This window comes from Paenibacillus jepli (assembly GCF_047238105.1).
Classification (GTDB): Bacteria; Bacillota; Bacilli; order Paenibacillales; family Paenibacillaceae; genus Paenibacillus_D.
Genome location: NZ_JBDFMD010000001.1, coordinates 6,186,703 through 6,210,401 on the forward strand (window position 1 = coordinate 6,186,703; position 23,699 = coordinate 6,210,401).

Below are 23,699 nucleotides of genomic sequence, written 5' to 3' on the forward strand. Positions count from 1 at the left end.
AATTATACTCATGGCTCAATTCGAAAAATATCAACTGCCTACTGAAGGCGAAAAAATCACGATTCAAGACGGCTTGCTGCAGGTGCCTAACCAGCCGATCATCCCGTTCATCGAAGGCGACGGCACAGGCCGCGATATCTGGCGTGCTTCCCAGCGCGTACTCGACGCCGCTGTAGAGAAAGCTTATAAGGGTGAGAAGAAACTTGCCTGGTACGAAGTATTCGCCGGCGAAAAAGCGTTCAACGAGTTCGGGGAGTGGCTGCCGGCCGACACGCTGACAGCCATCCGCGAATATATCGTCGCCATTAAAGGGCCTCTGACGACGCCGATCGGCGGCGGCATCCGTTCCCTGAACGTTGCGCTTCGCCAAGAGCTTGATCTGTATACTTGCCTGCGTCCGGTCCGTTACTTCGACGGCGTGCCATCGCCGGTCAAACGTCCAGAGCTGGTTGACATGGTTATTTTCCGCGAGAATACAGAAGATATCTATGCGGGCATCGAGTACCAAGAAGGCTCGGATGAAGTGAAAAAAGTGATTGCTTTCCTGCAAGAGGAGATGGGTGCGAATAAAATCCGGTTCCCGGAAACATCCGGAATCGGCATCAAGCCTGTGTCTTCCGAAGGCTCCAAGCGACTGGCACGCGCTGCTATCGAGTATGCACTCAAGCATGGCCGCAAGTCGGTTACGCTCGTTCACAAAGGCAACATCATGAAATTCACCGAAGGTGCATTCAAGAACTGGGGCTACGAGGTGGCCGAGCAAGAGTATCCTGAGCAAACCTTCACTTGGGGGCAATACGACCGCATCAAGGAAGCCGAAGGTACGGATGCAGCCAACAAGGCGCAAGCAGAAGCGGAAGCAGCCGGCAAGCTGATTGTGAAAGACGCCATCGCCGATATCGCGCTGCAGCAGGTGCTGACTCGTCCGACCGACTTTGATGTGATCGCGACGCTCAACCTGAACGGCGACTATCTCTCCGACGCTCTGGCTGCGCAAGTCGGCGGCATCGGTATTGCACCGGGGGCAAACATCAACTATTTGACAGGACATGCCATCTTCGAAGCAACTCATGGCACGGCACCCAAGTATGCTGACAAGGATGTTGTAAACCCTGGCTCCGTCATCCTCTCCGGCGTCATGCTGCTTGAGCACCTGGGCTGGCAGGAAGCGGCTGACCTGATCTACAAAGGCATGGAGACTTCGATCAACAACAAAACGGTGACTTATGACTTTGCCCGTCTGATGGAAGGCGCCAAAGAAGTAAAATGCTCCGAATTCGCCAACGAGATCATCGCTAACATGTAGAGCAAGTTCCAATCGATGTCGGAGCCGCTAAATCAAGCTGCTTCGTAATCACATCGACCAATCGAAGTACGGCATCTCCCACCGGGCGATGCCGTCTTCCTCATAGAGGGATCCGAATCGTCATAGAGGAGGTAGATCAGAGTATGGCTATCAAGCGTAACAAGATTACGGTAGTAGGGGCGGGATTCACAGGCGCTACCACGGCTCTGATGCTGGCGCAAAAAGAGCTCGGCGATATTGTGTTGGTCGACATCCCGCAGTTGGAGAATCCCACTAAAGGCAAGGCGCTGGATATGATGGAGTCGACGCCTGTTCAGGGCATCGACGCCAAAATAACCGGTACGTCCAGTTATGAAGATACCCGTGAGTCGGACATCGTCATCATCACGGCAGGCATCGCCCGCAAGCCGGGGATGAGCCGGGATGATCTGGTCAATACGAATGCCGGCATCGTCAGATCCGTCTGTGAGCAGATCAAAACGACCAGCCCCGAATCGATTGTCATCATTCTGAGCAACCCTGTCGACGCCATGACTTACGTCGCTTATGAGTCGCTGGGATTCCCCAAGAACCGGGTGATCGGCCAATCCGGCGTGCTCGATACGGCCCGTTATTGCACCTTTATTGCTGAGGAGCTCAACGTCTCGGTCGAGGACGTCCGCGGCTTCGTCCTGGGCGGCCACGGCGACGATATGGTGCCTCTGGTGCGCTACTCCAATGTCGGCGGGATCCCGATCGAGAAGTTGATCCCCGCCGAGCGAATCGAAGCGATCGTCCAGCGGACCCGTGTCGGTGGCGGCGAGATCGTGAACCTGCTGGGCAATGGCAGTGCCTACTATGCGCCTGCCGCATCGCTTGTACAGATGGCTGAGGCGATCCTGAAGGACAAGAAGCGGATCATCCCGGTGATCGCCCTGCTGCAGGGCGAATACGGCTATGACAATCTATTCATGGGCGTCCCTGTAATCCTGGGCGCGGACGGCATCGAGCGGGTGTTCGAGCTTGATCTGACGAAAGAGGAGAAGACGGCGCTGGACACGTCCGCCGACTCCGTCCGTAAGGTCATGGCCATCATCACGGGATAGCGGGATGGGGAAGCAGGTAGGTCCGACATATAGCGATTTAATCGGGAGACCCTGACTTCGCAGCAGGGTCTCCGCTTGATTTAGAACCATTTATTTGTACCCGGGGCCCCCGCAAAGTATCTTTTTTGTGGGGATTTGAAGAGGAGGAGAATTATGCTGGAAGAGGCGCTCGCACTGTTGAAGCGCGTATACGGGTTCGATGCGTTCAGACCGGGTCAGGCAGATATCATCTCCGGACTGCTTGAGGGACGGGACACCCTTGCCATCCTGCCGACCGGGGGAGGCAAGTCGGTCTGCTACCAGATCCCGGCACTGATGATGGAGGGGACGACGATTGTCATCTCGCCGCTTATCTCCCTTATGAAGGACCAGGTCGATGCTTTGAACCGGCTGGGCATTCCTGCTGCGTTCCTTAACAGCTCGCTGAGCGGCGCAGAGTACCGCAATGTCCTGCGAGGGGCAGCCCAGGGGGAATACAAGCTGCTGTACATCGCCCCCGAACGGCTGGATGCACCGATGTTCAGTTCTCTCATGGAGCAGATGGCGATCCCGCTCATTGCTATCGATGAGGCCCATTGCGTCTCACAGTGGGGACATGATTTTAGACCGAGCTACAGGCAGCTGGCGTCATGGATCGCCAGACTGGCTGACCGACCGCTGGTAGCTGGCTTTACGGCCACTGCAACCAGAGACGTAGCGCGAGATATCTCGGAGATGCTGGCGCTTCGCTCGCCCAATGTGTTTGTCACCGGATTTGCCCGCAGCAACTTAGCATTGTCCGTCGTTACCGGAGCGGACAAGCGGCGTTTTCTCCGCGACTTCCTGGCGGAGCGGCCGGACCAGTCCGGCATCGTCTACGCAGCGACCCGCAAGGAAGTGGAGCAGGTCTACGAAGATCTGCAGCGGCAAGGCGTCACGGCAGCCAAATATCACGGTGGTCTGGCAGACGAGGAGCGGATGCAAGCGCAAGAGCGGTTCCGCTTTGACGAGGTCCGGGTGATGGTGGCGACCAATGCGTTCGGGATGGGCATAGACAAGCCCAATGTCCGCTATGTCATCCACTGGCAGATGCCGGGTGATATCGAATCATATTATCAGGAAGCAGGCAGAGCGGGCCGCGACGGCGACGACAGCGAGTGTGTGCTGTTGTTCAGTCCGCAGGACGTGCAAGTGCAGCGTTTCCTGATCGAACAGGGTACGGGAGATGAAGACCGAAAGGCGATCCAGCTCAGCAAGCTGTATACGATGATGAATTACAGTCGTACCGAGCGCTGTCTGCAGCAATATATCGTCGAGTATTTCGGCGAAGCCGACGTACCGGCTTGCGGGCGCTGCAGCAGCTGCCTCGACGATACGGCGGCGACCGATATGACCGCAGAAGCGCAGAAGGCGTTGTCTTGCGCGGGGCGGATGAAGGGCAGATTCGGCCTGACCATGGTGGCCAAGGTGCTGAAAGGTTCGCGAGACAAGCGGATTTTGGAGATGGGGCTTGAGGCTGACTACGTACGGATTGTTCCGCGACTGGGCAGAGAAAGAAATTACGGAGTGGCTGTATTGGCTGGTCGCGGAAGGGTATATGCGCGTCAGCGACGGCGCTTATCCGACGGTCTCCATCACCGCCAGGGCGCTCCCGGTGCTGGAAGGCAAAGAGCAGGTGTTCCAGAAGCGCAAGCAGTTGAAACGCCGCGCATCCAGCTCCGCAGTGGCTGCAGACTCGCCGCTGTTCGAAGCGCTTCGAAGGTGGCGCAAGGAGGCTGCGGCAAGGGAGAATGTACCTCCGTTCATCCTGTTCTTCGACGCGACGCTCCGCGAGATGGCGGAATCCAAGCCGCAGACCGAGGAGGCACTGCTGGGCATCAAGGGCGTAGGTACAGCCAAAGCACAGAAATACGGTGCGCAGATTATCGAGGTCATCCGATCCCATGCGGACCGTGAGGCACCCGCTGCCGGAACTGCCAAGCCTCTCTCCGGGCAGGAATCTGCAGTGATGGAGGGTACGGAGGATCAGCCGAGTCACCTCGTCTCGCTTGCTTTATTTCAATCGGGCCACACGGTAGCCCAGATCTCCGAGCTGCGAGGGATGGGAAAGGTTACGGTGGAGGGGCATATCATTCGTGCAGCCGGCGAGGGGCATCCTGTCGATTGGCAGGCGATCATCCCTGAAGGCCAAGAGGAGCTCATCCTTGAGGCCGTGCAGGAGCATGGCGCAGACAAATTAAAGCCGATAAAGGATGCCTTGCCGGATGATGTTGCTTATTTTGCCATCCATGGCGTGTTGTGCAAACACGGGATTCGCTAGTTTGAACGGTAGGCTAGCTGCAGATTAAGCTGTCGGCCGGGGCAGGTTCATTTTGTGTTTGCTGTGACCTTTTAGTATACTAAAGGGGAGTTACCTACTGAAATGGAGGATGGACATGAATCAGTTTATGACTTTTTTACATGTGATCGGAGCCGTCGGGATGGGCTTCTATGTCGTCTTGCCCTTCCTCATCGGCCGCGCTTCACGGTTGGCCGGCGAAGGCCAGAGCGGACTTGCAGAGGGACTGGTCAGCGGCAATCGGATCGCCCAGTATTTTCTTATTCTTCAGCTCTTGACGGGCGGTTATCTGATCTCGCAAATGGAGTACGCTATCTTTTGGATCATCCTGACTATCGTACTGTTTCTGGCCATCGCCGCCGTCGCGGGCATGATGACCAAGCCCATCAAACAGATTGCGATCGCCATCCAAGCCGGCCAGAGCGCATCTGGACATATCGGCAAAGCCAGAACGATGAGCTTTATTGTACTGCTGATTTATCTTGTGATTATTTACCTGATGAAATATCCTGTATACAGATGAGGAGGGATGGTTCATGGCATATTCACCGGATTTGATCACCTTTGGCGAAACGATGGCGCTCTTCATGCCTGCGGAAGATCACCGCAGCCTGGAGAGAAGCCCGGTGCTGCAGCAGGGTTTCGGCGGCGCTGAGAGCAACGTGGCGATCGGTGCTGCCAGACTCGGCTGCTCCGTCGGCTGGTTCGGCAGGCTTGGCGATGACCCGTTCGGGGCGGTCATTACGAAGACGCTGCGAGGCGAAGGGGTGGACGTATCCCGCTCCCGGCGGGCAGCCGCGGAGACGACCGGTCTGATGTTCCGCGAGCAAGTCGCAGGGCGCGTGGCAGTACACTACTACCGCAAGCACTCGGCAGCCAGCCGGATGCAGCCAAGCGATCTGGATCAAGACTACATAAGAGGTAGCAAGATTCTCCACGTCACAGGCATTACGGCAGCGCTCAGCCAATCCTGCCGGGAGACGGTCTGGGAGGCGGTACAGATGGCCAAGCAAGCCGGAGTCAATGTATGCTTTGACCCGAATCTGCGTCTCAAGCTCTGGTCAATCGAGGAAGCCAGACAAGTATTGCTGCCGCTGAGCGAGCAAGCTGATTATTTCCTGCCTGGCTGGGATGAGCTGCAACTGCTCTATGATACGGAAGACGAGGATAAGATCATGGCTGCAGTATCCCGGCTGAACGCAACTACGATCATCAAGGGCTACGGAGAGAAGACGCTGATCGTCGAACAAGGCAACGTGACAGAGGTGCCTTTCTATCCTGCTGATACGGTAGTGGATACAGTGGGGGCGGGAGACGGCTTTTGCGCAGGTTTCCTGGCTGGCATACTCAAAGGCAAGTCTACTCGCGAGGCTGTGAAGTTGGCGAGTATCAACGGCTCTCTGGTCGTGCAGAGCCGCGGTGATTGGGAAGCGCTACCGGAGTGGAAAGCTGTGGAGCAGCGGCTGCTCGGACAAGCTTGGGTGGAGCGATAAGATGCCCGGCCCACTGCTATCCAAAGGTGACCGGAGAAGAGCTGAGATCATGCTGCTGCTCAAACAGCAAGGCCGCATCACAATCCAGGAGCTGGTGGAGCGGCTCGGCATCTCCGAAGCGACTGCGCGTCGCGACTTGGAGATGATGGAGAAGTCCGAGCCGCTGATCCGGACGATCGGCGGTGCGATGTACGACGGGATGAACAGTGTGCGGGATCTTCCATTCGAAGAAAAAAAAGGTCTCTCCTACCTGGAGAAAGAACGAATCGCCCAGCAGGCGGCTGCATTGATCGATGAAGGCGATGTTATCGGCCTCTCCGGCGGCACGACCAATTATCTGCTCGCCAAGCTGCTCAAACCGCGCAAAGGCATCACAGTGGTCACTAATGCCGTTAACGTGGCGATGGAATTGGCCGGCAGCGCCATCCAGGTCGTCGTGACCGGCGGCATTATGCGTCACAACAGTTTTGAACTGTGCGGTCCGCTTGGCGAGGCGATGGTAGCACACTTGCATATCGGCAAAATGTTCATCGGCGTCGACGGCATATCCGTGGAAGGCGGTATTTCCACATACTCGGAACAGGAGGCCCAGATCGCCAAAGCGCTCATGACGCGAGCTCAGCAAACCTATGCGGTGTTTGATCATACGAAAGTAGGGAAAACCTCGCTTTTTTCCACTGCAGCCTTATCTGATGTACATGCCTTTATTACGGACGCGCCGCTCGAAGGGCCGTTGGCCGCTTATGCACAGCAGCACGGCTCAAAGATTTATCTGGCAGAAACCTGAGACATGTCCTCTTTTGAGGACATGTTTTTTGATTGCTCGGCATATATACAATTAAAAACACAATGCCACAAAAAAAAGCCCTTGACCAAGGCAAGGGCAGGGTAATGCTAGGCTTGAATAACGGGTCTGCCGTTGACCCACGTCTGTTGTACCCGAAGTTCATGGTCGCACCAGACCAGATCTGCGAGCTTGCCCACACTCAGGCTGCCTGTCGTCTCCTGCAGGCCGAGCCTGCGGGCAGGGTTGAGGCTGGCCATCCGGCTGATCTGGGGAAGAGTGAGAGCGGTATGTTTCAGCATGAAGCGTACCGCTTCAATCATCGTCAGCGTACTGCCGGCCAGATTGCCGCCTTCTTGAAGTCTGGCGATCCCGTCCTGCACCGTGACAGCGAGCCCCCCAATTCATAGTCGCCGTCGCCCAGACCGGCGGCCGACATGGCGTCCGTGATCAGGACTAACTGATCCGCAGGCTTGGCACACACGAGCAGGCGGATCGCGGCGGGATGGACATGATGTCCATCAGCTATCAACTCGGCGCAGATCGCATCCTCCGTGAGCACGGCTCCTGCGGTGCCTGGCTTGCGGTGATGAAGCGGAGTCATCGCATTAAAGGTATGGACAGCCTGCGTCAGCCCAAGCTCGACGGCATGGACGATCTGTTCATAGGTCGCGTCGGTATGACCGGCAGCTGCGATGATGTCTTGCCGGTGGAGCCATGTGATGACCTCGTCTGCGGAGTCTGACTCCGGTGCGAGCGTCAGTTGTCGGATAACGCCGGGATATTCTGCCGTCCATTGTTTCAACCAGCTTAATTGTGGTGAAACAATATAATCCGGATTCTGTGCCCCCGGCCAGCGGGGAGAGATGAACGGCCCCTCCAGATGGACACCGAGCAGCCGGGCGTATGGCATCTCACCGGATTGATAGCGGGCCGCACAGGCAAGGACGGCTTCGATGTCCTTGGGCGGGGCTGTCATGGTGGTGGCCAGCATGCCCGTCGTGCCATGGCTGGCATGATACCGGGTGATCGCCTCATATGCGTCGCTGGTAGCATCCATGAAGTCGCTTCCGTAACCGCCATGTACGTGCATGTCGATAAAACCGGGAAGCAAGTATCCGTTATGGCCATCAATGACCAGTCGGTCAGTTGATGTTGACGGCGGCACGTCACCTTCGTGAATCAAACTGATCTTTCCGTTCTCGCATTGCAGCGAGCCGCGGATGACGGTCTCATCCATGACCAAGTTAACGTTATGAATAGACCAAGTGGAGTGTTGTGTCATCTGGAATCAAATCCTTTCCGGCTTCTTTGTCCAGCAGCACAGTAACATGGGCATGCGTCTGCAGCAGAGAGGCGGGACATGCAGTTGTGATGGGTCCGGATAAGGCCTGCTTGATGATCGGCGCCTTATCGGCACCCCGGGCTACAAGCAGGATGCTGCGGGCTTTGAGGATGGAACCTACGCCCATGGTAAGGGCCTGACGAGGCACCTGCTCCTCGTGCTCGAAAAACCTGGCGTTGGCGGCGAGGGTGGCCGCTTCCAGCTCGGCGATATGTGTGCCGCCGATCAGCTCGGCCGCCGGCTCGTTAAAGCCGATATGGCCGTTATGTCCGATCCCCAGCAGTTGGATATCGATCGGCTGACGCTCGAGCATCCGGTCATATCTGGCACACTCGGCCGACAGGTCGTCAGCCATGCCATTGGGCAGGTTAGTCTGGGCGGACGGGATGTCCAAATGGCTGAACAAATGCTGTTTCATAAAGTATGCATAGCTCTGATCATGCTCGGGAGTTAAGCCTACATATTCATCTAAATTATACGTGGTTACGCCGGCAAAGGAAAGACGCTGCTCTGCAGCTTGCTTGATTAATGCCTTGTAGATACCAACCGGCGTCGAACCGGTAGCCAGACCCAGAACAGCAGAAGGACGCTTCGCTACGGTCTGAGCAATCATGTCAGCCGCCTGCCGATCAAGCTCTTCATTGGACTCGAAAATAGTTACTCTCATGGAAGCCACATCCTTTTTTTCTTCTACCTTATATTATAGTGTGTTTGTGATTGATTTTCAAATTAAAATGATTTTTAAGATCAATAAATTGAAAATAATGATCAGAACTTATTGGATCACCCTTCGTTTACACGCCTCATTGATGTGTGTATAATGATTGTATAACCTTTTTGATGCTTGGCCATATCTTTTAGGAATGGAGAGGCTCGCATGGGACTGCTTAAAAAAGTTGCCATCATCGGGGCGGGGCCGGGCGGGCTGGCTGCCGCCATGCTCTTGTCGTCTCAGGGCTATCAAGTCCATGTGCTGGAGAAGCAAAGTTACGTAGGGGGACGCACCTCGCGGCTTCAGATTGGGGATTATCTCTTTGACCGCGGGCCGACATTTATGATGATGCCCCAGATTATCGAAGGCCTGTTTCATTCAGTTGGCCGCTCCTTGCATGATTATGTGCAGATGGTCGAAGTCGATCCGCTGTATCGGCTGCAGTTTGGCAATGTGAAGTTCGAGCCGACCCGAGACAAGAAACGTATGGAAGAGCAAATGAACCAGTTATTTCCTGGGGAATGGGCGGGTTATCAGCGTTACTTGAAAGAAGAGAGTTTAAAGTTTGAACGCGTCATGCCGCTCCTTCAGCGTCCATTTACAAGATTGACGGATTATATCCGCAGTGATCTAGCCAGAGCGTTGCCAAGGCTGCATCTGACCGATACCGTTTACAGCAGGCTTGCCAAGTATTTCAAGGATGAACGGCTGCGGTATGCCTTTGCCTTTCAATCCAAATATCTGGGCATGTCGCCCTGGGAATGTCCCGGTACCTTTACTATGTTGTCCTATATCGAGCACGCTTATGGCTTATGGCATCCGATAGGCGGTGTCAACCGGATGTGCGAAGCGATGGCCGAAGTCGTGCTCGAGCAGGGCGGTGAGATTCACTTGTCCTCGGGAGCTTCCCATGTGTTGACGGAGCGCGGCAAGGCTGTTGGCGTTCAGCTCGAGAGCGGCGAGCGTCTTGCTTCCGACCATGTGGTCATCAATGCTGATTTTGGCACGGCGGTAACACAGCTGTTCCGGCCCGAGCAACTGCGCAAGTACCGCCCGGAGAAGCTGGAGAAGCTCAAGCTGTCCTGTTCGACCTACATGCTGTATCTGGGCGTGAACCGCAAGATTGACATGCCGCATCACACAGTGATGTTTGCGGATGATTATGCCGGCAATGTAAAAGACATGATGCGAGGCACGCTGTCTGAAGACGCTTCGATCTATGTGCATAACCCTGGAGCTGTCGATCCGACATTGGCGCCTGAAGGCAAGACCGCGCTCTATGCGCTGATGCCGGTGGCCAATCTGGACGGCGAGACGGATTGGCGCGACAGCAGCCAGCTGGCGGCGATCCGGGCGCAGATGCTGCGCAGGATGGAACAGGAGCCCGAGATGGCAGGGATCGCCGGGGACATCGAGGTAGAGCATGTCATCACGCCGCTGGATTGGCAGCAGTCCATGTACGTATACAAAGGAGCAGCCTTTAATCTGGCGCATTCGGTGGACCAGATGATGATCCTGCGGCCGCACAACCGGTTCGAAGATGCGGACAATTGCTGGTTGGTAGGCGGAGGCACACATCCGGGCAGCGGCCTGCCGACCATCCTGGAATCAGCCAGGATCAGCACGGAGCTGTTGATGCAGCAAGATGGACGCGCCTTTACAAAGGTTGCCGGACAACAATTGGCGGCAGGGGGGCAGACAGCTGTACCGCTGCTGCATAAGGGGGGATTACGATGAGAGCAGGTATAGTCGGAGGCGGTCTCGGGGGCATGATGAGCGCTCTGCAACTCGCCAGAGCAGGCTGGAAGGTCGATCTGTACGAGCGTGCGGAGCTTGGCGGAAGGCTGGCTTTTGAAAGCGATGGCGGCAAGTACCGCATCGACCGGGGGCCGACCATCGTGCTGCTGCCGGAGATGCTGCGGTCCTTGCTGTCGGAAGCCGGGATCTCACCGGCAGAATATGAGCTGATCGAGTGCGATCCTTTATACCGTATCCACTATCCGGACGGTATGACACTGACCAAATACCGGGACACCGAGCGGATGACGGAAGAGCTGGAAAGGCTCTTTCCCGGAGAAGGCGCAGGGATGAGGCGATATATGAATGATATGGCCCCAGCCTTTGCTGAAGGGAAGAGCAAATTTTTGGATCGTGCCTTTTTGCGAAGGCGAGATTTTTTTTCGCTGGATAATCTGAAGCTGCTTGGCCGCCTTAAAGTATACCAAAGCACACGTCAGCTGGCTGCTCGCTATTTCAAGGCGGAGCGCGCGATCGACGCCTTTTCATTGCAGACGCTTTATATCGGCGGAATGCCGGCATCGTCGCCATCATTGTACAGCTTTATCCCTTATGCGGAGCATGCTTTTGGCATCTGGTACTGGAAGGGCGGATATGCGTCGCTGGTCCCGCTGCTCGAACAGCATTTGCTGGATAACGGCGTAGAGATTCGGCGAGGGAGCCAAGGCGATGTCTCGGCGGTTCAGATCGAGCGTTCCACAGTCAAAGGACTCCATACGTCAGACAGGTTCCAGCCTTACGATCATGTTATCTACAATGGAGATTTTCCGAACCTGGCCCGATTATTGCCTGCAACACGTTCCCCCAAACGTACGTTTAAGCCGTCATCTGGGTGTATTCTTGTGTATATCGGGGCGGAGAAGCGCTGGCCCGGCGATGAGGGGACTGGACAAGCGTCACCGACCGACCGGTCGGTCATTACCCATCAGTATTTCCTCCCGAGCTCGCTGAACGATAATCTGCAGCGGATGGAGGCCGCGGGGATCAAGGCAACCGCCGACGCTGAGGAGCTGCCCCCGTACTACATCTTCAATCCGGCAGCTGCAGATCCTGACGCAGCTCCGGCTGGCCATTCCGTTCTCTATGTGCTGATTCCTATCCCTGCACCGCGCACACACAAGACCGAAGTGACGGACTGGCACACCCGTGAAGAAGCGCAAGAACTCGCAGATCGGATTATTGACGATGCCGAGCAGCGCGCCTTTACCGGTCTGCGTCAGGCGATCCGGTGGATGAAGATCCGCACACCGGCAGATGGCGCGGCAGAGGGATGGTACCAGGGCGGCAGCTTTGGAATCGCACCGACGTTGTCCCAGTCCGGTCCCTTCCGGCCACAGATCGTCCCATATCCGATCAAGGGTCTGTACAGTGTCGGGGCCTCGATCCATCCCGGGGGCGGCGTACCGATCGTGCTGCAGGGAGCCAAAATATTGACAGACCATATAGCGAAGGAGAGAGCGTCATGGACAGGAGCCTGAGAAACGTTCTGAAGGCATGCGAGATGAAGATTAAAGAAGGCTCGACGACCTTTTATAAGGCATTCGGTTTGCTGCCGAGTCCGCGCAGGGAGGCTGTATTCGTCCTGTATGCTTTTTGCCGGATGATCGACGATGCCATGGATGAGCCTGACCAGTCGCCTTATACGTTAGACGAGCTCTCCTTGAAGCTTCAGCACTTGGAGCAAGCCGAGGGTCATTATATCTGGCCGGCGCTCCGCTGGCTGTTCGATGCGTTTCCGCTGACGAAAGAGCCGTTCTGGAGGCAGATCGAGGGGCAGCGGCTGGATGAGCACCTTACCCGCTATGAGACGATGGAACAGTTCGAACAGTACTGCTATCTGGTCGCGGGTACGGTCGGCGAGATGCTGCTGCCCGTCCTCCATGACAGCCCCGACCCAAGTGTAATCGAAGCGGGGATCAAGATCGGCAAAGCGATGCAGATCGTCAATATTATCCGTGACGTGGGGGAAGATCAGACGAGGGGCAGACGCTATATCCCCCTGGAGCTGATGCGGGCGCACGGCTATACCGAGCAGGAGTTCGAGCAGGGACTGGTCAATGAAGCGTGGGCAGGAATCGTCCGTGAGCTGAGTCTGCAAGCCAGACAATGGTTCGACGAAGGGCTGAGCCAGACGAAAGGCTATCCCCGCATGAGCGCCTTTTGCGTGGAACTGTCCTCGCGGATGTATGAGGCGATCCTCGATGACGTCGCCGATCATCACAGCGAGGTATTCCGCAGAAGAGCCTATGTGTCAGCGCTTGCCAAGCTGACCATTCTGCAGCGTCTGATGAAGAAGCATGGCGTGGCTCTGCCCGGGCAGGAAGCCAAAGAGAACGCGGCGGTATGATGATGCGAGAAGTGATGACAACCTCTCGTCCTGATGAAGGCCCTTCCATCCCTGGCAGGACGATAAGAATCGTCTTTTGGAGCTGGATGCTCATCGGCTTGGCGATGATGATCTTTTACCGGGTGCCGGAGGGGCTGTCGTTCAGCAACGGGTTATTCCTTGTCTTCTTCGGTCTCTATACATTCAGTCTGCTGCTGCAAGCCGAACAGGCGCAGGCAGCGATAAAGCCTTGGCGCCTTGCTCTGCTTGCGGCGATCGTAGGGAGCGTCACGATGTTTGCGGAGTGGTTGGGGACGAAGACCGGCTTTCCGTTTGGACATTACGTCTACACCGATGTACTCCGGCTTGGCCCCTGGGAAGTGCCTATCCCGATCGGCTTTGCCTGGGTCGGCGTCGTCGGCAGCGCGCTGCTGATCAGCCGGGCCCGGACGAAGGCCGGTCGAGCGCTGGAGGTCGGCTTGTACGCCTTATGGTTCGATTTGATCCTTGATCCCGTCGCTTATAGCAGGGAATTCTGGATCTGGCTGGATCAGGGCTCATGGGGAGCTTACTATGGCATCCCGACGCAAAATTTCATCAGCTGGTTTGTCCTGGCCGCCCTGCTGTCGATGATGTTCCCGATGAGACAGGTCAGAGGACGTCTGCATCGGGAGTCTCACCGTTTGTATGCTGGCATGTGTCTGATGTTCGGTCTGCTGGGCTTCAAGGAAGGACTATGGGGCCCGGTAGCGATGGCTGTGGCTGCGGCCATAGCGATGGAATGGAGGGCCCGCCGTGATTAAAGCTCTCAAATCTCCATCTTTTGATCGGTTGTTTTTTTTCTATAATAAATATTATTTGCTGCGCCGACATTTTCATTTCATCGGGCTTAAGGGCGACCTGGATGCCGGAACCCATGCAGGCGGGAGGCTCTATGTGATGAATCATAGCTCCTGGTGGGACGGGATGATCATCTATCATGCCTTCCGAACTTGCTCCACCGGCGACCATTACGTTATGATGGACGAAAAGCAGATGCGCAGTTTTTCCTTTTTTCGCAAGCTTGGCGTTTTTTCGATCGACAAGAGTCATCCCAGAGGCATCGTTTCTTCGCTGCGCTATGCGCAAGCTTTGCTGGAGAAGGGGAAACGTGTATGGATGTTTCCCCAAGGCGATATCCGGCATTTGGAACAACGTCCGCTCGAGTTCCAGAGCGGCATCGGATATCTGCTGGAGCGCTGTCCGATGACAGAGGTCATGCCGGTGACAGCCTACTATTCCATGTATCACCACCAGAAGGCCGAAGCGACCTTGACTGCCGGAAGTCCGCTGTGGCAGGATTGGAGCGCCCTGGGCAAACGGAGAGCCACAGCCTGGGTCCAGGAAGTATTGGAGGGGCAGCTGCAGACTCACCGCAGCCGCTGTGTACATGGACCTCCACAGCTGACGGTCGACTTCAGGCCCTTGCTGACGGGGGGCCGATCCACCAGTGAAGTGTTCCTGTCGATGAAGAAGAAGGTGGGCGCATGGAAATCGTTCTTTGGATCGTAGTCGCGCTGTTGTCCGTTCAGCTTGTCTTCGTCTGGTGGAACGTAAGACAACTGCCGGTCTTGTCGCCGTCGCCGCAACTGGCGGAGGGGCGGGCGGTAGATCCAGGAGACCGGCCGAGGCTCTCCGTGCTCATCCCGGCCCGCAACGAAGCACGCAATATCTCTGATTGTCTGGGAGCAGTGCTCGCCGCGGGTCCCGATGATGGCAGCTACGAGGTCATCGTGCTGGATGACCGTTCTGAGGATGACACGTACCGGATCGCTGCAGCTGCCGCCGCGGCTGACCGCAGGGTACGGGTGATCCACGGCGAGCCGCCGCCGCTCGGCTGGGTCGGCAAGGCTTATGCTTGCGATCAGTTGGCTCGGTCAGCCGCGGGGCGATGGTGGCTGTTTCTGGACGCGGACGCGAGGCTGGAGCCGGGAGCCGTCATCGCTGCGCTGGAAGCCGCTGACCGGCAGGGCAGCGGCTTGATTACCGGATTTCCGCGCCAAGTGACCGTCACCTGGCTGGAGAAGCTCGCGGTGCCGATGATGGGGTTTACGATCGGTTGTCACCTGCCGATCCGGCTGGTCCGACAGTCGCCTGATCCACGATTCATTGCCGCGCACGGCGCCTGCATCCTCATCCATGGACAGACTTATGACGAAATCGGGGGACATGCTGCCAACCGGAGTCATCTGGTCGACGATATGGCCCTGGCTCGAGAAGTCAAAAAGCATGGCTACCCGGCAGCTTTGATGGATGTGCGGCACATTGTACATATGCGGATGTATCACAAGGCAAGCGAGGTATGGCAAGGCTACAAGAAAAACATGTATGCCGGTACCGGCCGCAAGCCGCTGCTGCTCGGAGCGGTGCTGCTTCTGTATCTGCTCCTGTATCTGCTGCCGGTGGCTGCGCTCGCGCTCTCCCCGTTCCAACCGGCGTGGCTGCTGCCGGCAGCGCTCGCTTACGGCTTGGGCGTGCTCATCAAGCGCGCGACCGACCGCATGCAGTCCCAGCCGGGCTGGCTGGCCTGGTGTATGCCGGCCAGCATCGCATGTTTTATTGCCATCGGACTATCCTCCTGGCTAACTGCAGGACGGGGCAAAGGCTATGAATGGAAAGGAAGATACTACTCGTGAAGAAGCGTGTGATTATTATCGGGGCCGGCCTTGGCGGTCTCTCAGCCGCGATCCGCCTCGCTTCGCACGGGTTTGCCGTAACGGTGCTGGAGCAGCAGCCGAGCGGAGGCGGCAAGCTGCAGCGGATTGAAGAGAAGGGCTATCGTTTTGACCGCGGTCCGAGCACGATTACGCTGCCTCATATGTTCGAGCAAGTGTTTGCGGCAGCGCATAAGCGGATGGAAGACTATGTGACATTTTATCGGCTGGAGCCTTCTGTGCGCAATGTATTCCGCGATGGTTCCGTGGTCGATCTTCACCGTTCGGCAGATGTGATGACCGCGCAGATCGCCGCCTATAGCCGGGAGGATGCGGTTGCTTACCCGGCGTTCAAGCGGGAGGCGGCGAGGCTGTACCGGATCTCCGAAGAACGCTTTCTGGGCAAGCTGCTGCTGGATTGGCGGGATAAAGCTAATCCCGGCATGGCCTCGGCATTTTTGAAGATCCGCCCCTTCACTTCTTTGCAGCGGCTGCTGCAGCGTTATTTCCGCCACCCCAATACATTGGCCATGTTTGGCCGTTATGCCACCTACGTCGGTTCCTCTCCGTTCCAGGCGCCTGCCATCTTCGCCATGCTGGCGCATGTGGAGAGCGAGCTCGGCGTCTTTGGCGTCAAAGGCGGCACGAGCTCGATCGTCGAAGCTTTTGTCCGGCTGGCCGGCGAGCTCGGCGTAGATCTGCAGTACGGTGTCGAGGCGCAGCGCATTCTCGTCCGGGATGGCAGCGCCTCAGGGGTTGAGAGTACAGCGGGGCAATGGGACGCGGACATCGTCATCGCCAATGGCGATGTACTGACCGTTTGCGAGAGGCTGCTGCAGCCGGAGCACCGGACATCGATGACGAATCAGCGGATCGAGCAGTATGAGCCGTCGCTTTCCGGTTTTGTAATGCTCCGCGGGATTCCACGCCCGCAGCCCGGGCTGCTGCATCATACGGTCTATTTTCCCGAGCGCTATCCGGATGAATTTACAGCGATTTTCCGCGACCGCAAAGCTCCCCGGCAGCCCGCCATCTACATTTGCCATCCCGCCGCTTCCGATTCTTCAGCCGCGCCCGAGGGCGGCAGCAGTCTGTTCATCCTCGCCAACGCGCCTTATCTCTCGGACCGCTGGTCTTGGGATGAGCAGCAGGAGCGCTACGGGGCTTGGCTCGAGGGGGAGCTGTCCATGCTGGGCGTTCGGGGTCTTGCCGATGCGGAAGTCAGGCAGCTCTATACCCCGTTGGATTTGTACCGGGATACAGGGGCGCATCGGGGCTCGATCTATGGCATCTCTTCCAATAGCGCGCGACAGACCTTCTTCCGTCCGGCCAACCGATCCAGCGATGTCCGGGGGCTATGGTTTGTCGGCGGCACCACGCATCCCGGCGGCGGTACGCCGATCGTGTCGCGGTCCGGTCAGCTCGTGGCGGAGCAAGTGATCCGTCTATACGGGTAACATAAGCATTAGCAGTAACTTCGCATGGTGTATCAAAAACTACCTCATATAAGGAGGACCAGGATGACTGAAGAGAGAATCGTACAACACGAAGAAGCCGCTACGGCCAAACGTAAAGGCGAGCATATCCGTATCTGCCTGGAAGAGCCGGTCTCGGCAGTCGGTATTGGCAGCGGCTTCGAACAACTGCGCTTCCGTCACAATGCTCTGCCAGAGCTCTCCCTAGGCCGGATTTCACTGAGCGCTTCTTTCCTGGGCAGGCCGTTGCAGGCACCCCTGCTCGTCAGCTCGATGACCGGAGGGACACAGCAGGCGGAGCGCATTAACCGGCGTCTGGCAGAGGCGGCCCAGGCCAGAGGCTGGGCGATGGCACTGGGGTCGATGCGGGCGGCTATCGAAGACGAGTCGCTCGCCGCTACGTTCCAGGTTCGCCGGGAGGCGCCGACGATCCCGATCATCGCCAATCTGGGTGCTGTGCAGTTAAATTATGGCTATGGTGCAGATACATGTCTGCGGGCCGTTGAGCTGGCGGAAGCCGACGGACTGGTGCTCCATCTCAACAGCATGCAGGAAGCTTTCCAGCCCGAAGGCGATACTGATTTCAGCGCACTGCTGGAGAAGATCAGAAGGCTGTGCCATGAGCTCTCCATTCCTGTCGGAGTGAAAGAGGTCGGCTGGGGCATCGACGGCGAGACGGCAGGGCGGTTGGTGGAGGCGGGGGTATCGTTCATCGACGTTGCGGGTGCTGGTGGGACTTCATGGAGTCAAGTGGAAAGGTACCGTACCCGTGATGCGATTAGAAGAGAAGCTGCTGCAGCCTTTGCTGGCTGGGGCATCTCGACGGTCCAGAGTATCCGGGAGGTCCGTCGCGAGGCGCCTCACATGACTCTGATCGCCAGCGGGGGCCTCCATACCGGTGTCGATGCTGCCAAAGCCATCGCGTTGGGCGCAGATCTGGCAGGTTATGGCCGAGCGCTGCTGCCCGTCGCGGCGGATCATGGGGCAGAGGCGGGCACGGAGGAGCTGCTGCACCAGTTCGAGCGGATTGAGTTCGAGCTGCGGGCGGCGATGTTTGGCATCGGAGCGGCTTCGATTGACCAGCTCAGACAGACGAAGCGTCTGGTCTGGGCCGGGACCCCGACCTTGGAGTCAGAGGGAGGGTAACCTTGGGCCTGCAACGAAGGGAAGACAGGAGGTAAGGGAATGGCTTGGTATGAAGACAGCTTTGGCGACGATTATAAAGTCGTCTACAGACACAGAAATTGGCAGCAAGCAGCTCATGAGGTGAGCACGATGGCGGCTTGGCTGCAGCTTCCCCCGGGCGCAGCGCTGCTCGATGTCGGTTGCGGCATGGGGCGGCACGCGCTCGCACTGCAGGAGCTGGGCTATAACGTTACAGGCATGGATCTCTCCAAGGCACTGCTCCGAGAAGCTCAGGCGCGCGACGGAGAGAGCCGCGTCAGCTGGAAGCATGGTGACATGCGGAACATGCCGTTTCCCGCAGCCAGCTTTGACGCCACCGTCAATCTGTTCACCTCATTTGGCTATTTTGAGTCGGAGGCGGACAACGAGACTGTGCTCCGCGAGCTGCGCAGAGTGTTGAAGGCCGGCGGGAAATTTCTGATCGATTATCTCAATCCCGTTCAAGTACGCCGCACGCTGGTGCCGCACTCGGTCAGACTGGACGAGCCCACCGGCTGGACGATCACCGAAGAGCGGCGTGCCGACCAGCAATGGGTTCGCAAGCAGATCGTCATCGAGCTGACGGACGGGCAGCAGAGGCGTTATGAGGAGCAGGTCCGTCTGTACGGCCTGGACTGGTTTGCAAGCCGTCTCGAAGCGGCCGACCTTCGCCTGATGCAGGTGTACGGGGGGTATGACGGCTCGGTATATGACGTGGAGCAGTCCAAGCGTCTGATCATGGTAGGGGAGGCTGGGCGATGAACGGCGCCGGTCTTCGTCAGACAGTACGCCGTTGGCCCGGGGACTGGATGCAGGTCAAGGTTCCGTTGCCGTACTCGCTCCGCTGGGTCAACAGCTATCTGGTCCCGGACAGCCGCGGATATACACTCATTGACCCCGGACTTCATACGCCTGAAGCAGTCCGGCTGTGGGAAACCGTGCTGGCGGAGCACGCGATCGACTATGCAAATATACATACGATTCTTTTGACGCATCAGCATCCGGATCATTACGGTCTCGCGGGCTGGTTCCAGCAGCGCAGCGGCGCCCCTGTGAGGATGTCCGCCGCCGCACGCGCCTATACGCTGGAGCTTTGGAACGGCAGCCCGGATTTTGCAGAGCGGCTGACGGATCTTTATACCCGGCATGGCATGCCTGAGCCGCTGCTGGCCGGGATACGCGCCCACTTGGAGAGCTTCGCGGCGCTTGTCTCGCCCCAGCCGCAAGAAGTGCTTCCTTTGGCGGCTGGCGAGCCGCTGGAGCTGGGGGAGGAGATCTGGGAAGTGCTGGATGCGCCAGGGCATGCCTTCGGGCAGCTTTGCTTCTACCAGCGGCAATCCGGCATCCTCCTGTGCGGCGATCAGGTGCTGCCTGATATTACACCCAATATCAGCCTTGTGCCGGGAGGCGAGCCTGACCCGCTGGCTTCGTTCCTGGCCAGTCTCGATGCGCTTGCGTCATTGCCCGTCGTCCGGGCTTTCCCTGGGCACAGGGATCCGTTCACCGGCTTTGCCGCCCGGATCGCCGAGATCCGCGCGCATCATGAGCAGCGGCTGTCCGATATCGCGGGCTGGCTGACGGAGCCGCAGAGCGCCTATGAGGTGTGTCAGCGGCTGTTTGGCGCCCGAGCCGGAACGGACAGCCACAACCTTCGATTCGCCATGGCAGAGACGCTGGCGCATCTCCAGCACCTAACGCTTGCAGGCAGCATCGTGCAGCTTGAAGCCACCGGTGCGCCAGGCGGTCTGCTGTACAAAGCTATGGACCAGTAGTTTGCCGCGCTTGCCGGGCCGGAAGTCGCTGCCCGACAGCCAAGCGCGTCGCGTTCCTGGATCAACTGCATATGTTTTCTGGGCCCCCCGCAAAGTACTTGGTACGCTTCGAAGCCAAGCCGCCCTTTGCGGGTTATTTTAGTCCAGTGGCGGTGTAGTGACGCCTTCGCGTTCGGCCTGCTTGCGGTGAGCGATCCGGCTGCTGGCGGAAGCGGCGATCGCACCGACGATATCGTCGAGAAACGTATGCGTGTGCTTGCCGCTTTTATCGTTGAGCTGCACCAGCACACCAGGCTTCAGCTTATCGATATACCCAAAGTTGGTGAACCCGATGCTGCCGTAGACATTGACGATGGACAAGGCAAGAATCTCGTCACAGCCGTACAGACCTTCATCGTGGACGATCATCTCCTGCAGCGGCGGCAGCAGCTTGCCTTCTTCAGCGAGTATATCCAGCTGGATCCCGGTCAGAACGGCGTTCTGCACTTCGCGCTTGGACAGCACAGCTTCCACATTGACCACACATTCTTCCATTGACAGCTCGGGGAAATAGTTTTTCTGCAGCAGCATGACCAGCTCGGCGATCTGCTCTTTCGTCACGCCCCGTTTTTCCAACCATTCGTGAGTAGCTTCGGATACTTGTTTACTGTTCAGACTGTATTTGCTCGGATCGGACATGAGGACACCCCTTTAATCATGATAGTGGGACAAAACTTGGTCTAAAACCGGTAAGGGCTCGTATACATAGTACTACAAAACAGAAGTTGTACCAAATATCAGAACCAAATTGACAGGGAGGCACGGTGACTATGAGACAGTATCGATGGATGCGGCGCAGCCTGCTCGCCGGCGGAATGGCAGTAGTAATGACGGCGGCGTCCGGCTGCAGTCTGTTTTCAAGCGAGCAGACGTTCCAGGAGATCGACCCGCCTCAGACGATAGCGGACTTGGTCCTGGGCGAACAGGAAACGGCTGTGCCGCTGGAGGGAGCTACAGAGCTGACGGTATTTTTGAAGGATCCAAACGGGTACATTGCCCCGGTAACGCTCCAGGCTGTCCTCGAGCCGGACGAGCGGCCGGAGATGCGGGCGCTGGCGATGATGGTAGAGAATGGGGCTTTTGCAGATCAGCTGCCTGCAGGGTTTGAGCCGGTGCTGCCGCAAGGGGCGGAGGTCATGACCTTCAATATCGTCGAGAATCAACGCAAGGCGGTCGTCGATTTCTCCAGTCCGTTCCTCGACTATAATTTGCCGGATGAGCGCAAGATTGTCGAAGCCCTCACCTGGACGCTTACCGGCTTCCCGGACATTGAACAGGTAGAGCTGTGGAGTGAGGGAGAGCGGCTGGAGGAGATGCCGGTAGACGGCATGCCGCTGGCAGGCCCGCTCACGCGCAAGATGGGGATCAATCTGGAGAAGGCTGAAGGGGTCGACTACGGCAGATCGATGCCGGTGACGCTCTACTTCTCATCGGTATCTGAGGACGACGAGCAGTATTATGTGCCGGTGACCCGACTCATCGAGCGGTCGCCTGAGCCCGCCAAGGCGGCGATGGAGCAGCTGATCGCGGGGCCTGGTCCGTTCAGCAAGCTGCACGCTGTGATGACTGAGGATATCGAGGTTAGCGAGCTGGATCTTGCTGGTGAGGTCGTAACCGTCGATCTGAAGGATGACATGTTCAAGGCGGATCAGAAGCTGCCATCCGAGATGCTGGAGGCTGTTATCCTGTCGCTGACCGAGAACACAGGCGCTTCGCAAGTGAAGATTCAATTCAACGGAACATCGGATGTCAAGGATACGGATAACCGCTCGTACAGCGAGCCGGTCGACCGGCCGGATCATGTCAATGCACTGAAGTTTTAACTGCAGTCAAGTGCGATGGAGAGGGGCAACCCTCTCTTTTTGTTTGTATCGCCCGGTGTACGCTCTTCCCGGGAGTGGTGCTTTTGCGATGGGGATTTGGTAAAATAAATAAGGACTGCGAAAAAATAAGGTTTGACGAATCAGGAGGCAAATACATGCGAGTAGAAGGACGGCTGAATTCACAGCTGCGGCCGGTTATGATAACGTTGCATGCCAATAAATATGCGGAAGGTTCTGTGTGGATAGAGGTGGGGGATACCAAGGTGCTGTGTACGGCCACCATCGAAGAGCGCGTGCCGCCCTTTATGAAGGGGCAGGGCAAAGGCTGGATCAACGCGGAGTATGCGATGCTCCCCAGATCAACGCACACCCGCAATCAGCGGGAAGCGGTAAGGGGCAAACTGACCGGACGGACGATGGAGATCCAGCGTCTGATCGGCCGGGCGCTTCGCTCGGTGGTTGATCTCCAGGCGTTAGGCGAACGGACCATTACGCTGGACTGCGACGTCATCCAGGCCGACGGCGGCACCCGGACGACGTCCATCACCGGAGCGTTCGTAGCCTTGGCGCTGGCCGTTCACAAGCTGGACAAAGCACACCGATTTGCCAAGTATCCACTGACGGATTTTCTGGCCTCGGTCAGTGTCGGGGTCATCGGCGATTCGATCCGGCTGGACCTGAACTACGAAGAGGATTCCAAAGCCAAGGTGGATATGAATGTAGTGATGACTGGCAAAGGCAACTTCGTGGAGCTCCAGGGCACGGGTGAAGACGCGCCATTCTCCCGCCAGGAGCTGAACAGTATGCTGGAGCAGGCAGAGGAAGGCATCCGCACGCTGATCGGACATCAGCGGGAAGTGCTTGGCGAAGCGGGCGAGCGGATCGGCGGCGAGCTGGCATGAAGCTGATCGGCGAGCTGATTGTCGTAGCGACGCAGAACCAAGGCAAAACGTCGGAGTTCCGCCATGCCTTTGCCAAGCTTGGGCTGTCGGTACATAGTATGGCGGACTATCCGGCGCTGCCGGAGATCATCGAGGACGGCACCAGCTTTGCCGAGAATGCTCGGATCAAAGCCAAGGTAGTCGGCGATGCGCTGCAGATCCCGGTGCTCGCCGACGACTCCGGGCTCTGCGTAGACGCTCTGGGTGGCGCGCCAGGCGTGTACTCGGCGAGGTATGCGGGAGAAGGCGCTGCGGATAGCGACAACAATGCCAAGCTGCTCGCCGAGCTTGAACGGCTAGGCAGCAGGCTGCCTGAAGCCGAGCTGCCTGGAGGTATCACCGGCTTGAGCACTGGCCGTTTCGTATGCGCGCTGGCGCTGTACGATCCGACATCCGGCCAGTTCGTGGAAGCTGAAGGGACGATGGACGGGATCATCGTCAGCAAGCCGCAGGGAGCAGGGGGCTTCGGCTACGACCCGCTCCTCTGGGTGCCGGAGCATCAGCGAACGGTGGCCCAGCTGTCCAAAGACGAGAAGCAGGATATCGGACATCGCGGCCGTGCCCTTGCCAAGCTATTAGATAAGCTGTCTTAGCCTATATTACAGCAGCAGCCAAGCTCTCTTTGGG

At 57.6% G+C, this 23,699-nt stretch carries 22 protein-coding genes and 1 pseudogene; 19 read left to right on the forward strand and 4 right to left on the reverse strand.

Features of this window, described 5'->3' with window-relative positions:
* Positions 1-10 precede the first annotated feature (10 nt).
* The 6 genes and pseudogenes from icd to ABC336_RS26200 all read left to right on the forward strand — a co-directional run bounded on the left by icd (position 11) and on the right by ABC336_RS26200 (position 6,988).
* Entirely contained in the window at positions 11-1,306 is a 1,296-nt protein-coding gene (icd, locus tag ABC336_RS26175) for an NADP-dependent isocitrate dehydrogenase (RefSeq protein WP_413241456.1), read from the forward strand.
* A gap of 143 nt (positions 1,307-1,449) precedes the next feature.
* Positions 1,450-2,391 carry a malate dehydrogenase gene (gene mdh / locus ABC336_RS26180; protein ID WP_413241457.1) on the forward strand — a complete coding sequence of 314 codons (942 nt, stop codon included), beginning with the start codon at positions 1,450-1,452 and terminating at the stop codon, positions 2,389-2,391.
* 153 nt (positions 2,392-2,544) lie between these two features.
* Positions 2,545-4,690 (forward strand): annotated as a pseudogene (gene recQ / locus ABC336_RS26185) (DNA helicase RecQ).
* 115 nt (positions 4,691-4,805) lie between these two features.
* Entirely contained in the window at positions 4,806-5,231 is a 426-nt protein-coding gene (locus tag ABC336_RS26190; protein ID WP_413241458.1) for a hypothetical protein, read from the forward strand.
* 13 nt (positions 5,232-5,244) lie between these two features.
* The gene (locus tag ABC336_RS26195) at positions 5,245-6,201 is read left to right on the forward strand and encodes a sugar kinase (RefSeq protein ID WP_413241459.1); all 957 of its coding nucleotides are present in this window, start codon (positions 5,245-5,247) and stop codon (positions 6,199-6,201) included.
* Between the two features lies 1 nt (position 6,202).
* On the forward strand, positions 6,203-6,988 hold the full coding sequence (locus ABC336_RS26200) for a DeoR/GlpR family DNA-binding transcription regulator (protein WP_413241460.1): 786 nt from the start codon (positions 6,203-6,205) through the stop codon (positions 6,986-6,988).
* Between the two features lie 107 nt (positions 6,989-7,095).
* Here ABC336_RS26200 and ABC336_RS26205 read toward each other — a convergent pair whose 3' ends face one another.
* The 3 genes from ABC336_RS26205 to nagB are packed head-to-tail and all read right to left on the reverse strand — an operon-like array spanning position 7,096 to position 8,997.
* Positions 7,096-7,368, reverse strand: coding sequence for an amidohydrolase family protein (locus ABC336_RS26205; protein ID WP_413241461.1), 273 nt, complete (start codon positions 7,366-7,368; stop codon positions 7,096-7,098).
* A complete protein-coding gene (gene nagA / locus ABC336_RS26210) occupies positions 7,311-8,270 on the reverse strand; it encodes an N-acetylglucosamine-6-phosphate deacetylase (protein ID WP_413241462.1) in 960 nt (319 codons plus the stop codon). Before nagA ends, ABC336_RS26205 begins: the two co-directional genes overlap by 58 nt.
* Complete coding sequence (nagB, locus tag ABC336_RS26215; RefSeq protein WP_413241463.1) at positions 8,239-8,997, reverse strand: glucosamine-6-phosphate deaminase; 759 nt, start codon at positions 8,995-8,997, stop codon at positions 8,239-8,241. Before nagB ends, nagA begins: the two co-directional genes overlap by 32 nt.
* A 210-nt stretch (positions 8,998-9,207) precedes the next feature.
* Between nagB and ABC336_RS26220 the strand changes: the two genes are divergently transcribed.
* From ABC336_RS26220 to ABC336_RS26265, 10 genes are all read left to right on the forward strand, one after another.
* Entirely contained in the window at positions 9,208-10,779 is a 1,572-nt protein-coding gene (locus ABC336_RS26220) for a phytoene desaturase family protein (protein ID WP_413241464.1), read from the forward strand.
* Positions 10,776-12,317 carry a phytoene desaturase family protein gene (locus ABC336_RS26225; RefSeq protein ID WP_413241465.1) on the forward strand — a complete coding sequence of 514 codons (1,542 nt, stop codon included), beginning with the start codon at positions 10,776-10,778 and terminating at the stop codon, positions 12,315-12,317. Before ABC336_RS26220 ends, ABC336_RS26225 begins: the two co-directional genes overlap by 4 nt.
* Positions 12,302-13,186: a phytoene/squalene synthase family protein gene (locus ABC336_RS26230; RefSeq protein WP_413241466.1), complete on the forward strand. Its 885-nt coding sequence runs from the start codon at positions 12,302-12,304 to the stop codon at positions 13,184-13,186. Before ABC336_RS26225 ends, ABC336_RS26230 begins: the two co-directional genes overlap by 16 nt.
* The gene (locus ABC336_RS26235) at positions 13,183-13,968 is read left to right on the forward strand and encodes a carotenoid biosynthesis protein (protein ID WP_413241467.1); all 786 of its coding nucleotides are present in this window, start codon (positions 13,183-13,185) and stop codon (positions 13,966-13,968) included. Before ABC336_RS26230 ends, ABC336_RS26235 begins: the two co-directional genes overlap by 4 nt.
* Complete coding sequence (locus ABC336_RS26240; protein ID WP_413241468.1) at positions 13,961-14,716, forward strand: lysophospholipid acyltransferase family protein; 756 nt, start codon at positions 13,961-13,963, stop codon at positions 14,714-14,716. The genes ABC336_RS26235 and ABC336_RS26240 overlap by 8 nt, the downstream gene beginning before the upstream one ends.
* Complete coding sequence (locus ABC336_RS26245) at positions 14,692-15,840, forward strand: glycosyltransferase family 2 protein (RefSeq protein WP_413241469.1); 1,149 nt, start codon at positions 14,692-14,694, stop codon at positions 15,838-15,840. Before ABC336_RS26240 ends, ABC336_RS26245 begins: the two co-directional genes overlap by 25 nt.
* Complete coding sequence (locus ABC336_RS26250) at positions 15,816-17,315, forward strand: phytoene desaturase family protein (RefSeq protein WP_413241470.1); 1,500 nt, start codon at positions 15,816-15,818, stop codon at positions 17,313-17,315. Before ABC336_RS26245 ends, ABC336_RS26250 begins: the two co-directional genes overlap by 25 nt.
* 63 nt (positions 17,316-17,378) lie before the next feature.
* Positions 17,379-18,479, forward strand: coding sequence for a type 2 isopentenyl-diphosphate Delta-isomerase (gene fni / locus ABC336_RS26255; protein WP_413241471.1), 1,101 nt, complete (start codon positions 17,379-17,381; stop codon positions 18,477-18,479).
* Positions 18,480-18,518: 39 nt separating this feature from the next.
* Positions 18,519-19,259, forward strand: a complete 741-nt coding sequence (locus ABC336_RS26260; protein WP_413241472.1) for a class I SAM-dependent methyltransferase — start codon at positions 18,519-18,521, stop codon at positions 19,257-19,259.
* Positions 19,256-20,269: an MBL fold metallo-hydrolase gene (locus ABC336_RS26265; RefSeq protein WP_413241473.1), complete on the forward strand. Its 1,014-nt coding sequence runs from the start codon at positions 19,256-19,258 to the stop codon at positions 20,267-20,269. Before ABC336_RS26260 ends, ABC336_RS26265 begins: the two co-directional genes overlap by 4 nt.
* 138 nt (positions 20,270-20,407) lie before the next feature.
* On the opposite strand, the gene ABC336_RS26270 is transcribed toward ABC336_RS26265, so the two are convergent.
* Positions 20,408-20,947 (reverse strand): phosphatidylglycerophosphatase A family protein, encoded by a 540-nt coding sequence (locus ABC336_RS26270; RefSeq protein ID WP_413241474.1) that lies wholly within the window; start codon positions 20,945-20,947, stop codon positions 20,408-20,410.
* A 131-nt stretch (positions 20,948-21,078) separates the two neighbouring features.
* On the opposite strand from ABC336_RS26270, the gene ABC336_RS26275 reads away from it, so the two are divergent.
* The 3 genes from ABC336_RS26275 to rdgB all read left to right on the forward strand — a co-directional run bounded on the left by ABC336_RS26275 (position 21,079) and on the right by rdgB (position 23,665).
* Positions 21,079-22,131: a GerMN domain-containing protein gene (locus ABC336_RS26275; protein ID WP_413241475.1), complete on the forward strand. Its 1,053-nt coding sequence runs from the start codon at positions 21,079-21,081 to the stop codon at positions 22,129-22,131.
* 155 nt (positions 22,132-22,286) lie between these two features.
* Positions 22,287-23,033, forward strand: coding sequence for a ribonuclease PH (rph, locus tag ABC336_RS26280; protein WP_413241476.1), 747 nt, complete (start codon positions 22,287-22,289; stop codon positions 23,031-23,033).
* Positions 23,030-23,665 (forward strand): RdgB/HAM1 family non-canonical purine NTP pyrophosphatase, encoded by a 636-nt coding sequence (gene rdgB, locus ABC336_RS26285; protein WP_413241477.1) that lies wholly within the window; start codon positions 23,030-23,032, stop codon positions 23,663-23,665. Before rph ends, rdgB begins: the two co-directional genes overlap by 4 nt.
* Positions 23,666-23,699 lie beyond the last annotated feature (34 nt).